Here is a 15,225-nt window from a genome sequence, read left to right on the forward strand (position 1 = left end):
GCTGTGCCCCGCTAATCCGACCTACGTTTCTGTCACCTTAAGCGGCGAGCTTGTCGATCAGGCCCATCTCGCTGCTTGACATCAGCTTGTCGATATCGACCAGGATCAGCATGCGCTCGTCGATGGTTCCCAGGCCAATCATGTAGTCGGTCGAAAACGCGGTGCCCATTTCCGGCGCCGGCTTGACCTGCTCGGGCGTCAGGGTGGTCACGTCGGACACGCTGTCAACCACCATGCCGACGATGCGGCCACCGATGTTGAGAATAATCACCACGGTGAACTGGTCATACACGGGCGTGCCCAGATTGAACTTGATGCGCATGTCGACCACCGGAATGATGATGCCGCGCAAGTTGATCACGCCCTTGATGAATTCTGGCGCATTGGCGATGCGGGTGACCGCTTCGTAGCCACGGATTTCCTGAACTTTCAGGATATCGATGCCGTACTCTTCCGAGCCCAGCGTGAAAGCGAGGAATTCACGGCCGGCGATGTCCTTGCCGTCGCCTGCGGTAGTTTGTTGAAGTTCTGACATGATGTGTTTTCCTATCTGCTATCTGTGTTACGAAAAAATGGACTCGTCAGCAAGCTGGCGAGAGGAACGGATCAGGGCGGCGACGTCGAGAATAAGCGACACGCCGCCGTCACCGAGAATGGTGGCGCCGGAAATGCCCACCACCTTGCGGTAATTCGATTCGAGGTTTTTCACCACCACCTGCTGCTGGCCGACCAGGTCGTCGACAAACAGCGCGGCCTTGCGCCCTTCCGTCTCGAGGATCACGCAGATGCCTTCGGACGGGTTGGTAAAGCGCGGCGTGATGTCGAACATCTGGTACAGCGGGATCAAAGGCAGGTATTCGCCGCGCACCTTGACCACCTGGCCACGGCCACTGATCTCCTTGATGTCTTCAACGGCCGGCTGCAGCGATTCGATGACAAAGCCCAGCGGCAGAATGTACACTTCCTCGCCGACGCGGATCGACATGCCGTCCAGGATCGCCAGCGTCAGCGGCAGCGAGATCGAAATGGTGGTGCCAAAGCCCTTGGCCGAGCGGATATCGACCACCCCGCCCATGGCGCTGATATTGCGCTTGACCACATCCATGCCCACGCCGCGGCCCGATACATCGGTGACCGCTTCGGCGGTGGAAAAGCCTGGCGCGAAAATGAGCTGCCACACTTCGGCGTCGGTCATCGATTCCGACACATCCATGCCCTGCTGGGCGGCCTTGGCCAGGATGCGTTCGCGATTGAGGCCGGCGCCGTCGTCGGACACCTCGATAATGATATTGCCGCCCTGATGGCTGGCCGACAGGAACAGGCGGCCCGCTTCGGTCTTGCCGGCGGCCACGCGCGCAGCAGGCAGCTCGACACCGTGGTCGATACTGTTGCGCACCAGGTGCGTGAGCGGATCGACGATACGCTCGATCAGACCTTTATCGAGTTCGGTTGCCGCGCCATTGGTAATAAAGTCGACCTTCTTGCCCATCTTGCTGGCCAGGTCGCGCACCATGCGCGGGAAGCGCGAGAACACGAAGTCCATCGGCATCATGCGGATCGACATCACCGCTTCCTGCAAGTCGCGCGTGTTGCGCGTCAGGTGGCTGACGCTGTCGAGCAGCTTTTCATGCAGCATCGGGTCGAGCGCGCCGGCGCGCTGCTCGATCATGGCCTGCGTGATCACCAGTTCGCCCACCAGATTGATCAGCTGGTCGACCTTCTCGATCGACACGCGGATCGACGACGATTCGGCGCCGGCCTTGTCGGTTTCCTTCTTGGCCGGCTTTTTCTCGTGCTCGGCAGGTGCAGCAACCGCTGCCACTGCTACCGGCGCCGTCGCCACCACTTGGGCGGCGTCGGCGCGGATCTGTTCGAGCGGCTGGAAGAAGCCATAGCCGCGTTCGGCATCGCTCTGGTTGCCGGCCGCGGCGCGGATTTCCTCGAGTGGCTGGAAGAAACCATAACCCTGCTCGGCGTCGCTTTTCACGCCGGCCTCAAGCGGCTCGAAGAAGCCGTAGCCCTGGGCTTTTTCCTGCGCCGCGCGGGCCGCGTCCAGCGAGGCAGCCGGTGGCAGATGCGTGACCACCATATCGTCCGGATTGAGCACGAACGAGCAGATCGCCACGATATCGTCCAGGCTTTCATGGGTGGTGACGTCAAGCACCTTGCGCCCGTCGGGCAGCGTGGACACGGCCACGTCGCCCATCAGGCCCAGTTCGGCGGCCAGCGCCTCGACTTCGCGCGCATCCATCGCCGGCAGTTCAAGCCGGTAACGCTCGCCGCCGATATGGCTGACCGTTTCCTTTTCAGCCGTATGGAAGGCCGGCGCCACTGGCGTCAGTGCCGCTACCGGCACGTCGGTGGAGAACGACTGCAGCAGCATGCGCACGTCGGCCACCGCATCCTGGTCGACCGGCGTACCGAGGCGATGGCCGTCGAGTTGCATCTTCAATACATCCTTGGCCGCCAGAAAGGCGTCGACATGTTCAGCCGTCAGCGCCATCTGGCCCTGGCGTATGCGGTCAAGCAAGGACTCGAGGATATGCGTGACCTCGCTCATGTCGGACAGGCCAAAGGTCGATGCACCGCCCTTGATCGAGTGGGCGGTGCGGAAGATCGCATTGAGGTCTTCCGGATCGGGCGCGGCGATATCGACCGCCAGCAGCAGCCGTTCTTTTTCAGCCAGCAGCTCCTCGGCTTCGTCAAAGAAGACCTGGAAGAACTGGCTTATATCGATGGTCATAAGGTGACTCCGTCCATTGCAACGTTGCGCGCGGCGGCTGGCATCAGCCGATCACCTTTTTCACCACCTCGATCAGACGCTGCGGATCGAAGGGCTTGACCAGCCAGCCGTTGGCGCCAGCGGCGCGGCCCTTGGCCTTCATCTCGTCGGACGACTCGGTGGTCAGCATCAGGATGGGCACCTTCTGGTAGGTCGGCAGCTCGCGCAGCAGCTTGATCAGTTCGAGGCCGTCCATGCGCGGCATGTTCTGGTCGGTCAGCACCAGGTCGACCGTCTGGTTCCTGGCCTTTTCCAGGCCGTCCTGGCCGTCGACGGCCTCCACCACCTGGTAACCGGCGGCTTTCAGGCTGAATGCCACCATCTGGCGCAATGAGCTCGAATCATCCACTGCAAGTATTGTTTTGGCCATCTTTGCTCCCACTGTTTCCCGGGCTGCGCGCCCGGATATGTATTAGTTAGTAATCCATGCAACTGCAAGCGTTCCGCACGATGGCTAGAACAGCTCGATGTCGCCGCTTTCCAGATGTTGCTGGCTGACCGCCTTGCGCAGCACGCTGCGCAATTCCAGGCTCTGGATCGCCAGCGCCATGCTGACGCGCCCGAGCTGGGCCACGATTTCCTCGTTATTGCTCTCCGGCGTCATTTCTGCGCCATGCGAGCCGAGCGTGCCGAGAAATTCGCGCAAGCCCGTCACCCGTTTCAGGGTACGGTCGATCAGCTGGCTGGTCATGTCCTGGAACTGCATGCTGGTGATGGCGGCATTGACATAGCCGCCCACCTCGTCCTGCAGTCCCAGCAATGTCGCGCGCTGCTCGGCGGTCGGCGCACCGCCGTCGAGCAGCAGGGCAATCGTATCGTGCTGCGCCGCCACGGCCGCATGGATGGCCATGAAATTAAAGGACAGCTTTTCTATCGCCTCTTCCAGCAAGATGCCCGTCTGCACCAGGTCGGTTTCCACCTCCGTCAAGTGCTTGCGGCCATGGTCCGACACGCCGGACAACAGGCGCTTTACATGCGAGCCAAGTATTTTCTTTCTTGTCATAAAGGTCTCATTGTTTTACTACATGATGGGCTGGCGACTCCCGCAGCACGCCAGCCTATTTCTTGGCCGCTGCTCCTGCCGGACCGGGGGTGGGCGCTACGGCTGGCATTGCGGCAGCCTGGCCGGCTGCGGCAGCAGCGCCAGCAGCATCGTTGACCGGCAGCTCGATGGCCGCGCCGTCGCGCAAGACGTTTTCTTCCGTGCGCTTGTTCATCACGATGATGCTGATGCGTCGGTTGATGGGATTGAACGGATCCTGCTTGTCGAGGTTGGCCGCTGAACCCAGGCCCACCACGCGCAGCACCTTGTCTTCATTCATGCCGCCGATCACCAGTTCGCGCCGCGAGGCGTTGGCGCGGTCGGCCGACAGCTCCCAGTTGCTATAGCCGGCGTCGCTCATGTAGGGCGTCGAATCGGTATGGCCGGACAGGCCGATGCGGTTCGGCACTTCATTGAGCACGAAGCCGATCGCGTGCAGGATTTCCTTGGTATAGGGCTGCAGATTGGCGTTGGCCAGCGCGAACATCGGGCGGTTCTGCTCGTCGACGATCTGGATGCGCAGCCCTTCGCTGGTAATATCGAGCAGCAGCTGGTTCTTGTATTTCTTGAGCAGCGGATTGGCGTCGATGGTCGCCTCGATGCGCGCCTTCAATGCCTGCAGGCGCTTGCCCTCTTCACGCTCGAGCGCGGCCTTGGCCGTATTGAGATCAAAGGCCTTCGACTGCGCTTCCTGCTCGGTCTTGCGCACCTGGCCGTCCTTGCGGGTCAGGTCCTGGCCGCCGCCCTGCAGGATCGAGTCGCTCTCGCCGCTGCCGGTGCCGCCAGCCATGGCCACCTTGAGCGGCGTCTTGAAAAATTCCGAAATGCCGTTCAGGTCGCCCTTGGAGGTCGAACCGAGCAACCACATCAGCAGGAAAAAGGCCATCATGGCCGTGACAAAGTCGGCGTAGGCGATTTTCCACGCCCCGCCATGGTGGCCACCGGCAGTTTTCTTGATGCGCTTGACAATAATCGGGCGCATGCCTTCGTCAGCCATGGCATCTCCCTTCCCTATGCAGCGCTTGCATCATGATATCCAGACTCGTCTTCACTGCTTACTTGGTTTTCGATTTCTTGATATGGTCTTCAAGCTCGTTGAAGGTCGGACGTTCGGTCGAGAACAGTACCTTGCGGCCAAATTCCACCGCCAGCGCCGGCGCATAGCCGTTCAGGCTGGCCAACAGCGTGACCTTGACGCACTGGAACATCTTGCTCGACTCTTCCAGCTTCTGCTCGAGCAGGCTGGCCAGCGGGCCGACAAAGCCGTACGCCAGCAAAATGCCGAGGAAAGTGCCGACCAGCGCGTGCGCAATCAGCATGCCCAGTTCGGCCGGCGGTATGCCGACCGATTCCATGGTGTGCACCACGCCCATCACGGCGGCCACGATACCGAATGCCGGCAGGCCATCGCCCACCTTGGCGATCACATGGGCCGGCACCGCGCCTTCGTGGTGATGGGTCTCGATTTCGTTGTCCATCAGGTTTTCAATCTGGAACGCATCCATATTGCCCGACACCATCAGGCGCAGGTAATCGGTAATGAATTCCACGATATGGTGGTCGGCCAGCACCGCCGGGTATTTGGAGAACAGCGGGCTTTCTTCCGGCTTGTCAATATCGCCTTCGATCGACATCAGGCCTTCCTTGCGCACCTTGCTGAGCACCTCGAACAGCAGCGACATCAGCTCCATGTACAGCTCTTTGGTGTAGCGCGAGCCCTTGAGCAGGCTGGGCAGTGCCGCCAGCGTGGCCTTGATGGCTTTGTTGTTATTACCAACGAGGAACGCGCCCACAGCCGCGCCGCCGATCATCAGCAGTTCGAGCGGCTGGAACAGCGCTGCCAGATGGCCGCCCGCCAGCGCAAAACCGCCGAAGACGGAAGCGCAAACGATGATGTATCCGAGTATGACTAACAAGTGCTGTAACTCCCAAATTTGATCTGCCTGCACCGGACGCAGGGCGACAGCAAAAAGTAACCGAAGGTAGCGAAAAACGACCGTCCGACCGGACCTTTTTTAACAAAATGCCGTGCAGAACTACAATAACGTGAGATTGTCCTCTGGGCAAGCAAATAACGCAGACAATTGCCTAAAAGCACCATACGTAAAGCAAAGTACCACGTTCCGTGGCGGCGATGGCGCGGTCGGGTGCGCGGCCCGTTATCGTGAATTCGTAACTAACAAGCATGCTACCGGGCAACATTTGCGTTTCAGCCTGGCGCCACAGAGCCGGCATGGCCGCTGGCGACAGATAGGCGAACACGACATCAAAGCCACCCAGGTCGAGCGCCGCATAGTCGCCGCGCAGAAAATGCGCGCCACTGCCGCCCACGCGCGCGCGCAGGCGGCTGACCAGCCACGGCAGCGGCGCCAGTTCGATCCCGCAAAACCGGCCATCAGGACGCCTGCGCGCCAGCGCCAGCACCAAACCACCCAGGCCGCTGCCGATATCGACCAGGCGCACGCCTGGCCGGTCGGCAATCAGCTGCGCCACCTCGCGCCAGACGGCAGGACCCGAGGGATAAAACGGCACCTGGGTGCGAAAGGTGGACCAGTACAGGCTGAGCAAAAACACAAAAACCAGCAAAAACAGCACGGGCGGCAGTTCCAGCTGGCGCACCGCCAGCAGCGCCGGCGCAAACAGCAGGCCGATCACGCACCACCAGCGCGCCAGGCGCGTGCAGTACGTGAGCAGCGCCGCCACTATACCCTGCGCCAGCGCCACGCCCGTCAGCGACATGGTCAGGCCGGCGCGCGCCAGGCCATACACCGACAGCAGCATCAGCGGAAAGGCCAGCAGCTGTATCAGTATTGACCTGAACGCGGGCGCGCGCAAAATTTGTTGCAGCATGAACGTTATCGGGAAGGAAAAAGCGCAGTGTAAGCGAAACCGCCAGCAAAAAGCCGAAGCCGGTCACGGCGACCGGCTCCGGCTTACCCTGTCGTTCCGGCAGACAGGCGTGGATTTTCAGGCGTTGGCGACGACCGGCGCGACAGCGGCGGCGTCATCGCGGGCCTTGCGGGTCTTGCCGGCACGCGAAGGCATATGGCACAGGCCGCAGACATAATCGGCGTTCAGGTCCAGGCAGTTGACGACAAACTTGCCGCTGCACTTGCCGCACGGCGCCATGGCCAGCATTTTGCTGCTGAAAAAACGTACCAGCGTCCAGGCGCGCGTCAGCGACAGCAGCGGCTCTTCGCCCGGCTCGGGCGGCATTTGTTCGAGATACAGGCGATACGCCTTCATGACCGCTTCAATACCGGTGGCGCCAGCGTGCTCGACCAGGAACTGATGAATATTGATAAACAGCGAAGAATGGATATTGGGCTGCCAGGTCAGGAACCAGTCGGTGGAAAACGGCAGCATGCCCTTGGGCGGCGAGACGCCCTTCAATTCCTTGTACAGGTTCAGCAGGCGCTCGCGCGACAGCGACACTTCCGTTTCCAGCAGTTGCAAACGGGCGCCAAGCTGTATCAGTTCGATCGCCAGTCCGATCTCCTGTGCTTCCGATACGACACTTTTCTTGGCCATGGATTTACTCCGTTGCATGAAAACAGTGAGATGCGACCATCAGGCGATTTCTTCGACGCCCTGGCCTGCCATCAGGATGGCGGCATGCGACTGCGCCAGCGAGCGGTCTTTATTGTAGTTGGTCAGCATCGACAGGATGGCGCTGTCGTCAAAGCGGAAGCGGGCCAGCATCATGTTGCCGCCAGCGAGCTTGAGGATCTGCGCATTGCTCATGCCTTCAATCAGCTCGGCGATTTCAGCCGACACGCCCAGGCGGAAGATGGCAGTAACCTTGTCTGCACGGATCATTTGCTGTGCCAGCATCAGATAGCTCAGGTTTGCGTCGCGAATCTCGGCCATCATATCGTTAGCAGTCATTTCCATCTCCTCAATCCGTTGAATTCTTCACCTGGCACACTTTGTGTTTCCAGTGAGATACATTCTGCAGGAGCAACATCAAATACAACAGAGGTGCAGCGCTGTATTTTTGGTCGGGGAATAGGAAGACGGGCCGTAGGTGTTTGTCTTACAAACACAGCACGACCAGGGCTGCACGCCTGTAAAAGCGTGCAAATTGATGTAAAGAAAGTTGCTGCAAAATACGATTTTTCCTGACTTTTAAAAAAGGCCGGCTATCTCTTATTTACAACAGCTTGATCGAAATCAAGCGTACTAACAGGTGTAACGGCAGCAAAAACAGGAACTTTAGGGTCATTTTGAAAAAAAATGAGAAAAGCGCGAAATTTCCTGCATGGAGTCTTTATCGGCGCTGGCGCACCGAACTTTAGGGCGATTTGAAAAAAATGTGAAAAAACTTCAAAAAAGTTCGTCTACGCCCCACAAAGTGGCTGCCGGACCGTCAAAAAATTTCGGAAAAAGACGCACGCGGACGCAGGCTTGCTACACTGCCGCAACACCGCTACCGCTGCCGCCTGCCTGGCCGGTGACAGCAAGCCTGGCATTTCCACCAGTATCAACTTGAAAGCAACCATGATTTCCAGACAAGATTGCCTGGCGCGCGATAGCGACGATGCGCTGGCCCCGCTGCGCCAGCAGTTCGACCTGCCGCCCGGCGTGATTTATCTCGATGGCAACTCCCTGGGTGCGCGCCCGGTTGCCGCCGTGGCGCGCGCACAGCAGGTGATTGCCGCCGAATGGGGCCATGACCTGATCCGCAGCTGGAACAGCGCCGGCTGGTTCGACCTGCCGCGCCGCCTGGGCGACCGCCTGGCCCCGCTGTTGGGCGCACATGCGGGCGAAGTCGTCATTACCGACACCACCTCGGTCAACCTGTTCAAGGCGCTGGCTGCCGCGCTGCAGATGCAGACCGAGGACGCCGCACATGCCGGCAGGCGCGTGATTGTCAGCGAACGCAGCAACTTCCCGACCGACCTGTATATGGCGCAGGGACTGGCCGCCTGGCTCGACCGTGGCTACCAGTTGCGCCTGGTCGACGATCCGGCCGAACTGGCGCAGGCGATCGACGCTGACTGCGCCGTGGCGATGCTCACGCACGTCAATTACCGCAGCGGCTACCAGCACGACATGGCGGCGCTGTCGGCCCACTGCCATGCGCAAGGCGCACTGGCGCTGTGGGACCTGGCCCATTCGGCCGGCGCGGTGCCGCTGGACCTGAACGGCGCTGGCGCCGACCTGGCCGTCGGCTGCACCTACAAATACCTGAACGGCGGCCCCGGTGCGCCAGCCTTTATCTGGGTGCCCGAACGCCACCAGGGCCGCTTTCGCCAGCCTTTGTCGGGCTGGTGGGGCCATGCGGCGCCGTTTGCCATGGACCCGGCTTTTGCGCCAGCCAAGGGCATCGCGCGCGCATTGTGCGGCACCCAGCCCATCGTGTCGTTGGCGCTGGTCGAATGCGGGCTCGATATTTTCGCGCAGACCAATATGGCGGCGATCCGCCACAAGTCGCTGGCACTGACCGACCTGTTTATCGCGCTGGTCGAAGCGCGCTGCGCCAACCATCCGCTGGGCCTGGTCACGCCGCGCGAGCATGCGCAGCGCGGCAGCCAGGTCAGCTTTACCCATCCGCACGGCTACGCGGTGATGCAGGCGCTGATCGCGCGCGGCGTGATCGGCGACTACCGCGAGCCGGCCATCATGCGCTTTGGTTTTACGCCGCTCTACACCAGCTTTGCCGACGTGTGGGATGCCGTGGAAATTTTGCGCGACATCCTCGACCAGCAATCCTATGACATCGACGCCCGGCGCGATGCCGTTACCTGAGACCAGAATATGAACGAGAACAAAACGGCCAGCGGCTGCCCCATGCATGCATCACAACGAGAAGCCCAGGGCGACGCCCAATGGCATGGCGCGCAAATGGACTTTTCCGAATCGATGAGCTATGGCGACTACCTGGCGCTCGACCGCATCCTGACGGCCCAGCATCCGCTCTCGCCCAACCACAATGAACTGCTGTTTATCGTGCAGCACCAGACCAGCGAATTGTGGATGAAGCTGATGCTCCATGAAATGCATGCGGTGCGCGCCAACCTGCAAAGCGGCGACCTGCCGCCGGCATTCAAGATGCTGGCGCGGGTGGCGCGCATCATGGATCAATTGGTCCATGCGTGGGACGTGCTGGCCACCATGACGCCACCCGAATACACGGCCATCCGCCCTTACCTGGGCGCCTCGTCGGGTTTTCAGTCCTACCAGTACCGCGAGATCGAGTTCATCCTCGGCAACAAGAACGCGGCGCTGCTGAACGTGCACACCACCGCGCCGGAACCGTTTGCCGTGCTCGATGCGGCGCTGCGCGCGCCGTCGGTCTACGATGAGTCGGTCAAGCTGCTGTCGCGCAGCGGCCTGGCCATCAACCCGCAGCGCCTGGAGGCCGACTGGACACAGCCGACGCAGCCCGATGAATCGGTCAAGGCCGCCTGGCTGGAAGTGTATCGCGACCCGTCGCGCTACTGGGCGTTGTACGAGCTGGCGGAAAAGCTGGTCGACCTGGAAACGGCGTTTCGCTTCTGGCGCTTCCGCCATGTCACCACCGTCGAGCGCATTATCGGCTTCAAGACCGGCACCGGCGGCACGGCCGGCGTCAGCTATCTGCGCAAGATGCTCGACGTGGTGCTGTTCCCGGAACTGTTTGCACTGCGCACCGAACTGTAGGCGACTGGCGCACGATAGGCGGCGCTGATTTGCCCATGGCAAACATCACAGGCAAAATCATGGCCTTTGCATAAAGGCGCCTCCATGAAACGACTTTGCCTGTCGCTGCTGTTTGCAAGCGCTCTCGCCCACGCTGCGCCATTCTACACGGGCAAGCCGCTGGCCCACCCGGTGATTGCCGCCTCGCAGGACAGCGGCCTCGATCTGGTGTTTATCCGCGAAGCGGCCGGCGTGGCGCTCTATACCTGCGACTGCAGCAAAGCCAGCGTCAGGCAGCAGCAGCTCGATGGCTATGGCAACGCCGTGATCCGCGCTGTCTTCTATGCGCCGCTGGACAGCGCGATTGCGCCTGAAAACCAGACCATGCTGGTGCTGTTCCGCCAGGATGGCAAAGATGGCCTGCGCGCCTACCGCCACGATAAAAACTCGGGCAAGTACCGGTACCTGGACGGCCTGCAGCCGGCACTGGACCGGTTTGTCGCGGCCAATAAAAACCCCAATGCCGCCCAGGCGAAGCAGGCGCTGGCCAGACTGGCGCCGCTCGACTACAGCGTGGTACGGGGAAACAGCGGCAACGCCCACTTTGATGCGATTGACCACACCCAGGGCAGCGTCGTCGGCTACTTCGACCTGCAAGGGCGCAGCGTGGCCGCCGCCAGCGCCGACGCGGCCGTCTACAAGAAAGCATTCCAGAAAAAAAGCGAACTGACGCTGACGGCCAGCTATACGCGCTTTGGCGACGCTACGTCCGGCGCGGCGGAACTGCCCAACTACCGCTTGTGGCAGGTGAGCTGGGAAAAAACGCCGCAGCGCTACACGGGCAGCCAGGAAGGCGCGTCCGTCATCTACAGCCTGGCCTGGGATGACGGCGCAGTCATCGAGCGCGGCCAGTACAGCGGCGGCCTGCGCGAAGGCCTGTGGCAACTCAAGGGCATGCATGAAGGCATGGCCAGGGGACGCTTTGCCAAAGGTTTGCGCGAAGGGCCATGGCATATCGAAGAGCCCAGACAGATCGAAGACGGCAGCTATCGCGCCGGCAAGCGCGAAGGCCGCTGGACGGTCACCAACTTTGCCGATGAAGACGAAGTCACCGGTTTTGACACCTATGCCGGCGGCCAGCTGAACGGGCCGTCCGAGCGCAGTATGCAGGGCAAACTGCTGGCGCGCGGCAGCTACGCCAACGGCACGCGTCAGGGACCATGGATCAGCGAAGAAGGCGAAGGCAATTATGTCGACGGCCTGCGCGACGGTCCATGGAAGCTCTACAAAAAAGACGGCGTGATCGAGAACGTGCGCTTTATCAAGGGCAAGCGCCAGGGCGAACTCACCCAGCACGACGCTGCCGGCGCGCTGCGCCTGCGCGAGCATTACCAGGCCGATATGCTGCAGGGCGAGCGCACGCGCTATCTGGGTGACGCCGGCAAGGAAGTGCTGGTGTATATTGCCACCTTTGAGCAGGGCCAGTTGCAGGGGCGCGAACAGGCGTTTGACGAGACGGGAAACGAGGCGACCAAGGTTCTGCGCATGGATACGCTGTGGGACAAAGGCAAGAAAGTCGGCCTCGACGCGCGCTACTATCCCGACGGCAAGCCCGAGCGCCTGGCCGTGATCGGCCTGGGCCAGTACGGCCAGCAGTTGGTCACGCACCTGCGCGAATATGCCGAGGGTGGCCTGCTGGTCAACGACATCCACCGCTGCTACTTTACCGAAGGCGGCAGCGAGCGCAACGACGTATGCGATTACCACCGCCTCAATTTCGCCAACGGCAAGCCGCAGTACGACTACCGCTTCCAGTTCGGCCAGCGCCAGGAAGGCCGTTCCTGGTATGCAAACGGCCAGGTGCAGGACGAGCTGCTGGTCGACCGCGACAAGGACACCTCGGTCTACAACACCTATTTCGAGAACGGCCAGCTGCATTGCACCGAACCGCGACGCGGCCACAGCAAGCGCACCGTCAACGGCCAGACCTATCTCAGCTACGCCTCGGCCGACCGCGACGGCGAAGCGCTGTGCTATCACCCGAACGGCAAGCTGGCCAGCCGGCGCAGCTATCGCCAGCGCATCGCCGTCGATTGCGGCCAGCAGTTCGACGACACCGGCAAGCAGATCTTCCCCGGCCCGGAAGAGTGTCCAGCCGCAAAGAAAACCCCATTTGTATTTGGAGAATGAATGAGCGCTGACACCCTTTGCATGCAAAACCCGCAGCAGCTCGACATGGCCGCCATCGATGCGGCAGTGACCGAAGGACGCCAGGTCATCGTGCAGTTCGATACGCTGGGCGAGCCGGCGCCACTGATTGCTGACCTCGACGCTGCAGCAAAACGCCACGGCACGGCGCTGACGGTGCGTATCTATGGCTATGAGTCACGCGTGTTTGACGCGGCCATCGTGCGCGCCCTGCCCCACGTGGCCAGCCTGGCGCTCGACTTCCACCGGCGCGCCGTCAACCTCGAGGCCCTGGGCGAGCTGACGCGCCTGAAGCAGCTGTCGCTGGGTGTCTATGAACTGGCGCAGCACGATATCCTGGCGCTGGAGAACCTGCGCCAGCTTGAAGTGCTGTCGCTCGGTGAGGCCGCGCATGACAAGCTTGATCTGTCGCCGCTGCGCCACTACAGCAAACTGGCTAGCTTGACCATCGATGGCCATAGCCACCATCTGGACACGCTGGCGCAGTTGCCGGCGCTGCAGACGCTGTCGCTGTTTCGCATCAAGAATAAGGTGGCGCTCGACTTCCTGGGCAGCGTCGCGCAGCTACGAGAGCTGCGTTTGCAGCTGGGCGGGCGCGAGTCGATAGCCGCCATCGAAGCGCCGCTGTTGCACAAGCTCGAACTGATCCGCGTGCGCGGCCTGGCGCAACTGGGCCCGCTGCAGCGCTTTCCGCTGCTGCGCCATTTGTGGGTGGAAGACCAGACCCAGCTCGATCAGCTGGACCTGTCCGGCAACAGCGCACTGGAGACGCTGCATCTGCTCACCTGCAAAAGCCTGGCCAGCCTCACCAGCCTGGCCGCGCTGCCAGCACTGCAGAAACTGTCGATATCGGAAACTGCGCTAGAGCCCGATGCGCTGCTGGCGCAGGCACTGCCGGCCAGCCTGCGCGAAATGCGCTTTCGTACCGGCAAGGCAAAGCGGGATAGGGAAATCAGCACCCAACTGGCAGCACTGGGCCTCTAAACCACAAACCCGGGGTCAGTTCCGCCATTGCAAACCCGGGGTCAGTTCCGCCATTGCGACACGACCTCAACCGCAAACCCGGGGTCACAAACCCGGGGTCAGTTCCGCCATTGCGACACGACCTCCGCCGTAGCAGGCAAATCGGCACCCACTAAAACGAATGCGTGCAAGGCTATTGACCAGTCCGTGTACAAATGGCGGAACTGACCCCGACCCTTTGCGCCATTGCGACACGACCTCAGCCGTAGCAGACAAATCGGCACCTACTAAACGAATGCGTGCAAGGCTATTGAACAGTCCGTGTACAAATGGCGGAACTGACCCTGACCCTTCTTAAATTAAAAATCCCCGCAACCTATTTGGACGCCGTCAAACGGCGCTGCCACAGCGCCACGTCGATCATGACGCCGTCGCTGCCGGTATTGCGGATATAGACGCGGTAGCTGCCCTGGCCCATGTCGCCATGCAGATAGGCGGTGCGCTCGTTGCGCTGGAAGCGGGCGCCCTTGATGGCCTTGCGATAGCGCTCGACCACGCTGTCAAAGCTGGCATAACTGCGCAGCGCCACCTCGAGGTCACGCGGCGGACGACCTTCGGCCTGGTCCAGCACATTGATCTGCTTCTTGCCCTTGAGCGTGGCGGGGAAGGAAAACACACCGCTATCGGCTGAACTGAGCACGGTGGCCGAATCGAGCAGCAGCGGCAGCAAGGCGCTAGGATAGCCGGACGGCAACTGCGCGCGGTTCCAGCCCGGCAGCGGCGATTGGGCCAGCACATATTCCACGCTGGCGATTTTCTGGCCGTTGGCGCCGGCCTCGTCGTCGGCGGCAATCAGCGCCAGCATCGGCGGCAGTTGCCTGGCCCAGGCCAGCAGCGGCGCCGCCTCGGAAACCAGCATGCCCTTCTTGTGGAACACCGTCAGCACCGTTTGCGGGTCGGGGTTACAGACTTTCGCTTGCGGCTGGCCCTGCAGACGGCAATGGCCGTTGACCAGGCCAAAGGCGATCAGCACGCCGCGCTTGTCGAGCAGCATGGCGCCGCGCTCACGGCCCTGGCTGCGGTCATTCATCGAAGCCAGCAGCTGGCGCCCGTCCGGCAGCACCGTGCGCGTCACTTCGCGCCGCTCGCTGACTGATTCCAAAGCCTGAGTCAACAACAGCTCATCGACCTCGGTATAACTGCCGCGCGCGTAGCCAAAAAAGTCAAACAGCGCAGCGCGCACCTCGGGTGCATCGCTCAGGCGCGGCAGGACGCTATCCGATAACAGGCTGTTGAGCGACTTTTCCGGCACAGACACGGCTTTGGCCAGCGCTGCCGATGGAGCGGCCACGCAGGCAGCAGCCATGGCAGCGAGCAAGGCGGTGTGACGCACATGCTGGCAAAAGCGGCTGATGGTGGTTAAGGTGTTCTTCATGATTCTGTCTGCTCGGGTGGACCCAATGGTACCGTCGCGGATTCTAGCATGCGTCTTGCAGGCTTGCTGCAGCTTGCACGTGTGGCAAGTACGTAGGTCGGATTAGGCGCGAAGCGCCGTAATCCGACAATACCTCAGACGTCAACCATGTTGTCGGATTACGGCCCCTTT

At 61.5% G+C, this 15,225-nt stretch carries 14 protein-coding genes; 4 read left to right on the plus strand and 10 right to left on the minus strand.

Features of this window, described 5'->3' with window-relative positions; genetic code table 11:
- Positions 1-37 precede the first annotated feature (37 nt).
- The 9 genes from GCM43_RS11710 to flhD all read right to left on the minus strand — a co-directional run bounded on the left by GCM43_RS11710 (position 38) and on the right by flhD (position 7,712).
- Positions 38-535, minus strand: coding sequence for a chemotaxis protein CheW (locus GCM43_RS11710; protein WP_152244396.1), 498 nt, complete (start codon positions 533-535; stop codon positions 38-40).
- 27 nt (positions 536-562) lie between these two features.
- Positions 563-2,743 carry a chemotaxis protein CheA gene (gene cheA, locus GCM43_RS11715; RefSeq protein WP_152244398.1) on the minus strand — a complete coding sequence of 727 codons (2,181 nt, stop codon included), beginning with the start codon at positions 2,741-2,743 and terminating at the stop codon, positions 563-565.
- A 43-nt stretch (positions 2,744-2,786) separates the two neighbouring features.
- A complete protein-coding gene (locus tag GCM43_RS11720) occupies positions 2,787-3,152 on the minus strand; it encodes a response regulator (RefSeq protein ID WP_152244400.1) in 366 nt (121 codons plus the stop codon).
- 84 nt (positions 3,153-3,236) lie between these two features.
- Positions 3,237-3,785, minus strand: a complete 549-nt coding sequence (locus GCM43_RS11725; protein WP_152244402.1) for a chemotaxis protein — start codon at positions 3,783-3,785, stop codon at positions 3,237-3,239.
- A gap of 55 nt (positions 3,786-3,840) precedes the next feature.
- Positions 3,841-4,821 (minus strand): flagellar motor protein MotB, encoded by a 981-nt coding sequence (gene motB / locus GCM43_RS11730; RefSeq protein WP_152244404.1) that lies wholly within the window; start codon positions 4,819-4,821, stop codon positions 3,841-3,843.
- A 58-nt stretch (positions 4,822-4,879) separates the two neighbouring features.
- Positions 4,880-5,740 (minus strand): flagellar motor stator protein MotA, encoded by an 861-nt coding sequence (gene motA, locus GCM43_RS11735; protein ID WP_152244406.1) that lies wholly within the window; start codon positions 5,738-5,740, stop codon positions 4,880-4,882.
- A gap of 172 nt (positions 5,741-5,912) precedes the next feature.
- Positions 5,913-6,674 carry a class I SAM-dependent methyltransferase gene (locus GCM43_RS11740; protein ID WP_152244408.1) on the minus strand — a complete coding sequence of 254 codons (762 nt, stop codon included), beginning with the start codon at positions 6,672-6,674 and terminating at the stop codon, positions 5,913-5,915.
- A 117-nt stretch (positions 6,675-6,791) separates the two neighbouring features.
- Positions 6,792-7,355 carry a flagellar transcriptional regulator FlhC gene (gene flhC, locus GCM43_RS11745; RefSeq protein WP_152244410.1) on the minus strand — a complete coding sequence of 188 codons (564 nt, stop codon included), beginning with the start codon at positions 7,353-7,355 and terminating at the stop codon, positions 6,792-6,794.
- A 39-nt stretch (positions 7,356-7,394) separates the two neighbouring features.
- Positions 7,395-7,712 (minus strand): flagellar transcriptional regulator FlhD, encoded by a 318-nt coding sequence (gene flhD / locus GCM43_RS11750; RefSeq protein WP_152244412.1) that lies wholly within the window; start codon positions 7,710-7,712, stop codon positions 7,395-7,397.
- Between the two features lie 612 nt (positions 7,713-8,324).
- Here flhD and kynU point away from each other — a divergent pair.
- The 4 genes from kynU to GCM43_RS11770 all read left to right on the plus strand — a co-directional run bounded on the left by kynU (position 8,325) and on the right by GCM43_RS11770 (position 13,640).
- Positions 8,325-9,575: a kynureninase gene (gene kynU, locus GCM43_RS11755; protein WP_152244414.1), complete on the plus strand. Its 1,251-nt coding sequence runs from the start codon at positions 8,325-8,327 to the stop codon at positions 9,573-9,575.
- A 9-nt stretch (positions 9,576-9,584) separates the two neighbouring features.
- On the plus strand, positions 9,585-10,469 hold the full coding sequence (gene kynA, locus GCM43_RS11760; protein WP_152244416.1) for a tryptophan 2,3-dioxygenase: 885 nt from the start codon (positions 9,585-9,587) through the stop codon (positions 10,467-10,469).
- Between the two features lie 84 nt (positions 10,470-10,553).
- Positions 10,554-12,638, plus strand: coding sequence for a toxin-antitoxin system YwqK family antitoxin (locus GCM43_RS11765; protein ID WP_152244418.1), 2,085 nt, complete (start codon positions 10,554-10,556; stop codon positions 12,636-12,638).
- A complete protein-coding gene (locus GCM43_RS11770) occupies positions 12,639-13,640 on the plus strand; it encodes a leucine-rich repeat domain-containing protein (protein WP_152244420.1) in 1,002 nt (333 codons plus the stop codon). It begins immediately after the preceding gene.
- Positions 13,641-13,995: 355 nt separating this feature from the next.
- On the opposite strand, the gene GCM43_RS11775 is transcribed toward GCM43_RS11770, so the two are convergent.
- A complete protein-coding gene (locus GCM43_RS11775) occupies positions 13,996-15,054 on the minus strand; it encodes a hypothetical protein (RefSeq protein ID WP_152244422.1) in 1,059 nt (352 codons plus the stop codon).
- Between the last annotated feature and the right edge of the window lie 171 nt (positions 15,055-15,225).

Source organism: Janthinobacterium aquaticum (genome assembly GCF_009208565.1).
Lineage (GTDB): Bacteria > Pseudomonadota > Gammaproteobacteria > Burkholderiales > Burkholderiaceae_D > Janthinobacterium.

Bases quoted from the DNA above. Each gene is read 5' to 3' on its own strand.
- GCM43_RS11710 (WP_152244396.1), bottom strand. From the start codon at position 535: ATGTCAGAACTTCAACAAACTACCGCAGGCGACGGCAAGGACATCGCC.
- cheA (WP_152244398.1), bottom strand. From the start codon at position 2,743: ATGACCATCGATATAAGCCAGTTCTTCCAGGTCTTCTTTGACGAAGCC.
- GCM43_RS11720 (WP_152244400.1), bottom strand. From the start codon at position 3,152: ATGGCCAAAACAATACTTGCAGTGGATGATTCGAGCTCATTGCGCCAG.
- GCM43_RS11725 (WP_152244402.1), bottom strand. From the start codon at position 3,785: ATGACAAGAAAGAAAATACTTGGCTCGCATGTAAAGCGCCTGTTGTCC.
- motB (WP_152244404.1), bottom strand. From the start codon at position 4,821: ATGGCTGACGAAGGCATGCGCCCGATTATTGTCAAGCGCATCAAGAAA.
- GCM43_RS11740 (WP_152244408.1), bottom strand. From the start codon at position 6,674: ATGCTGCAACAAATTTTGCGCGCGCCCGCGTTCAGGTCAATACTGATA.
- flhC (WP_152244410.1), bottom strand. From the start codon at position 7,355: ATGGCCAAGAAAAGTGTCGTATCGGAAGCACAGGAGATCGGACTGGCG.
- flhD (WP_152244412.1), bottom strand. From the start codon at position 7,712: ATGACTGCTAACGATATGATGGCCGAGATTCGCGACGCAAACCTGAGC.
- kynU (WP_152244414.1), top strand. From the start codon at position 8,325: ATGATTTCCAGACAAGATTGCCTGGCGCGCGATAGCGACGATGCGCTG.
- kynA (WP_152244416.1), top strand. From the start codon at position 9,585: ATGAACGAGAACAAAACGGCCAGCGGCTGCCCCATGCATGCATCACAA.
- GCM43_RS11765 (WP_152244418.1), top strand. From the start codon at position 10,554: ATGAAACGACTTTGCCTGTCGCTGCTGTTTGCAAGCGCTCTCGCCCAC.
- GCM43_RS11770 (WP_152244420.1), top strand. From the start codon at position 12,639: ATGAGCGCTGACACCCTTTGCATGCAAAACCCGCAGCAGCTCGACATG.
- GCM43_RS11775 (WP_152244422.1), bottom strand. From the start codon at position 15,054: ATGAAGAACACCTTAACCACCATCAGCCGCTTTTGCCAGCATGTGCGT.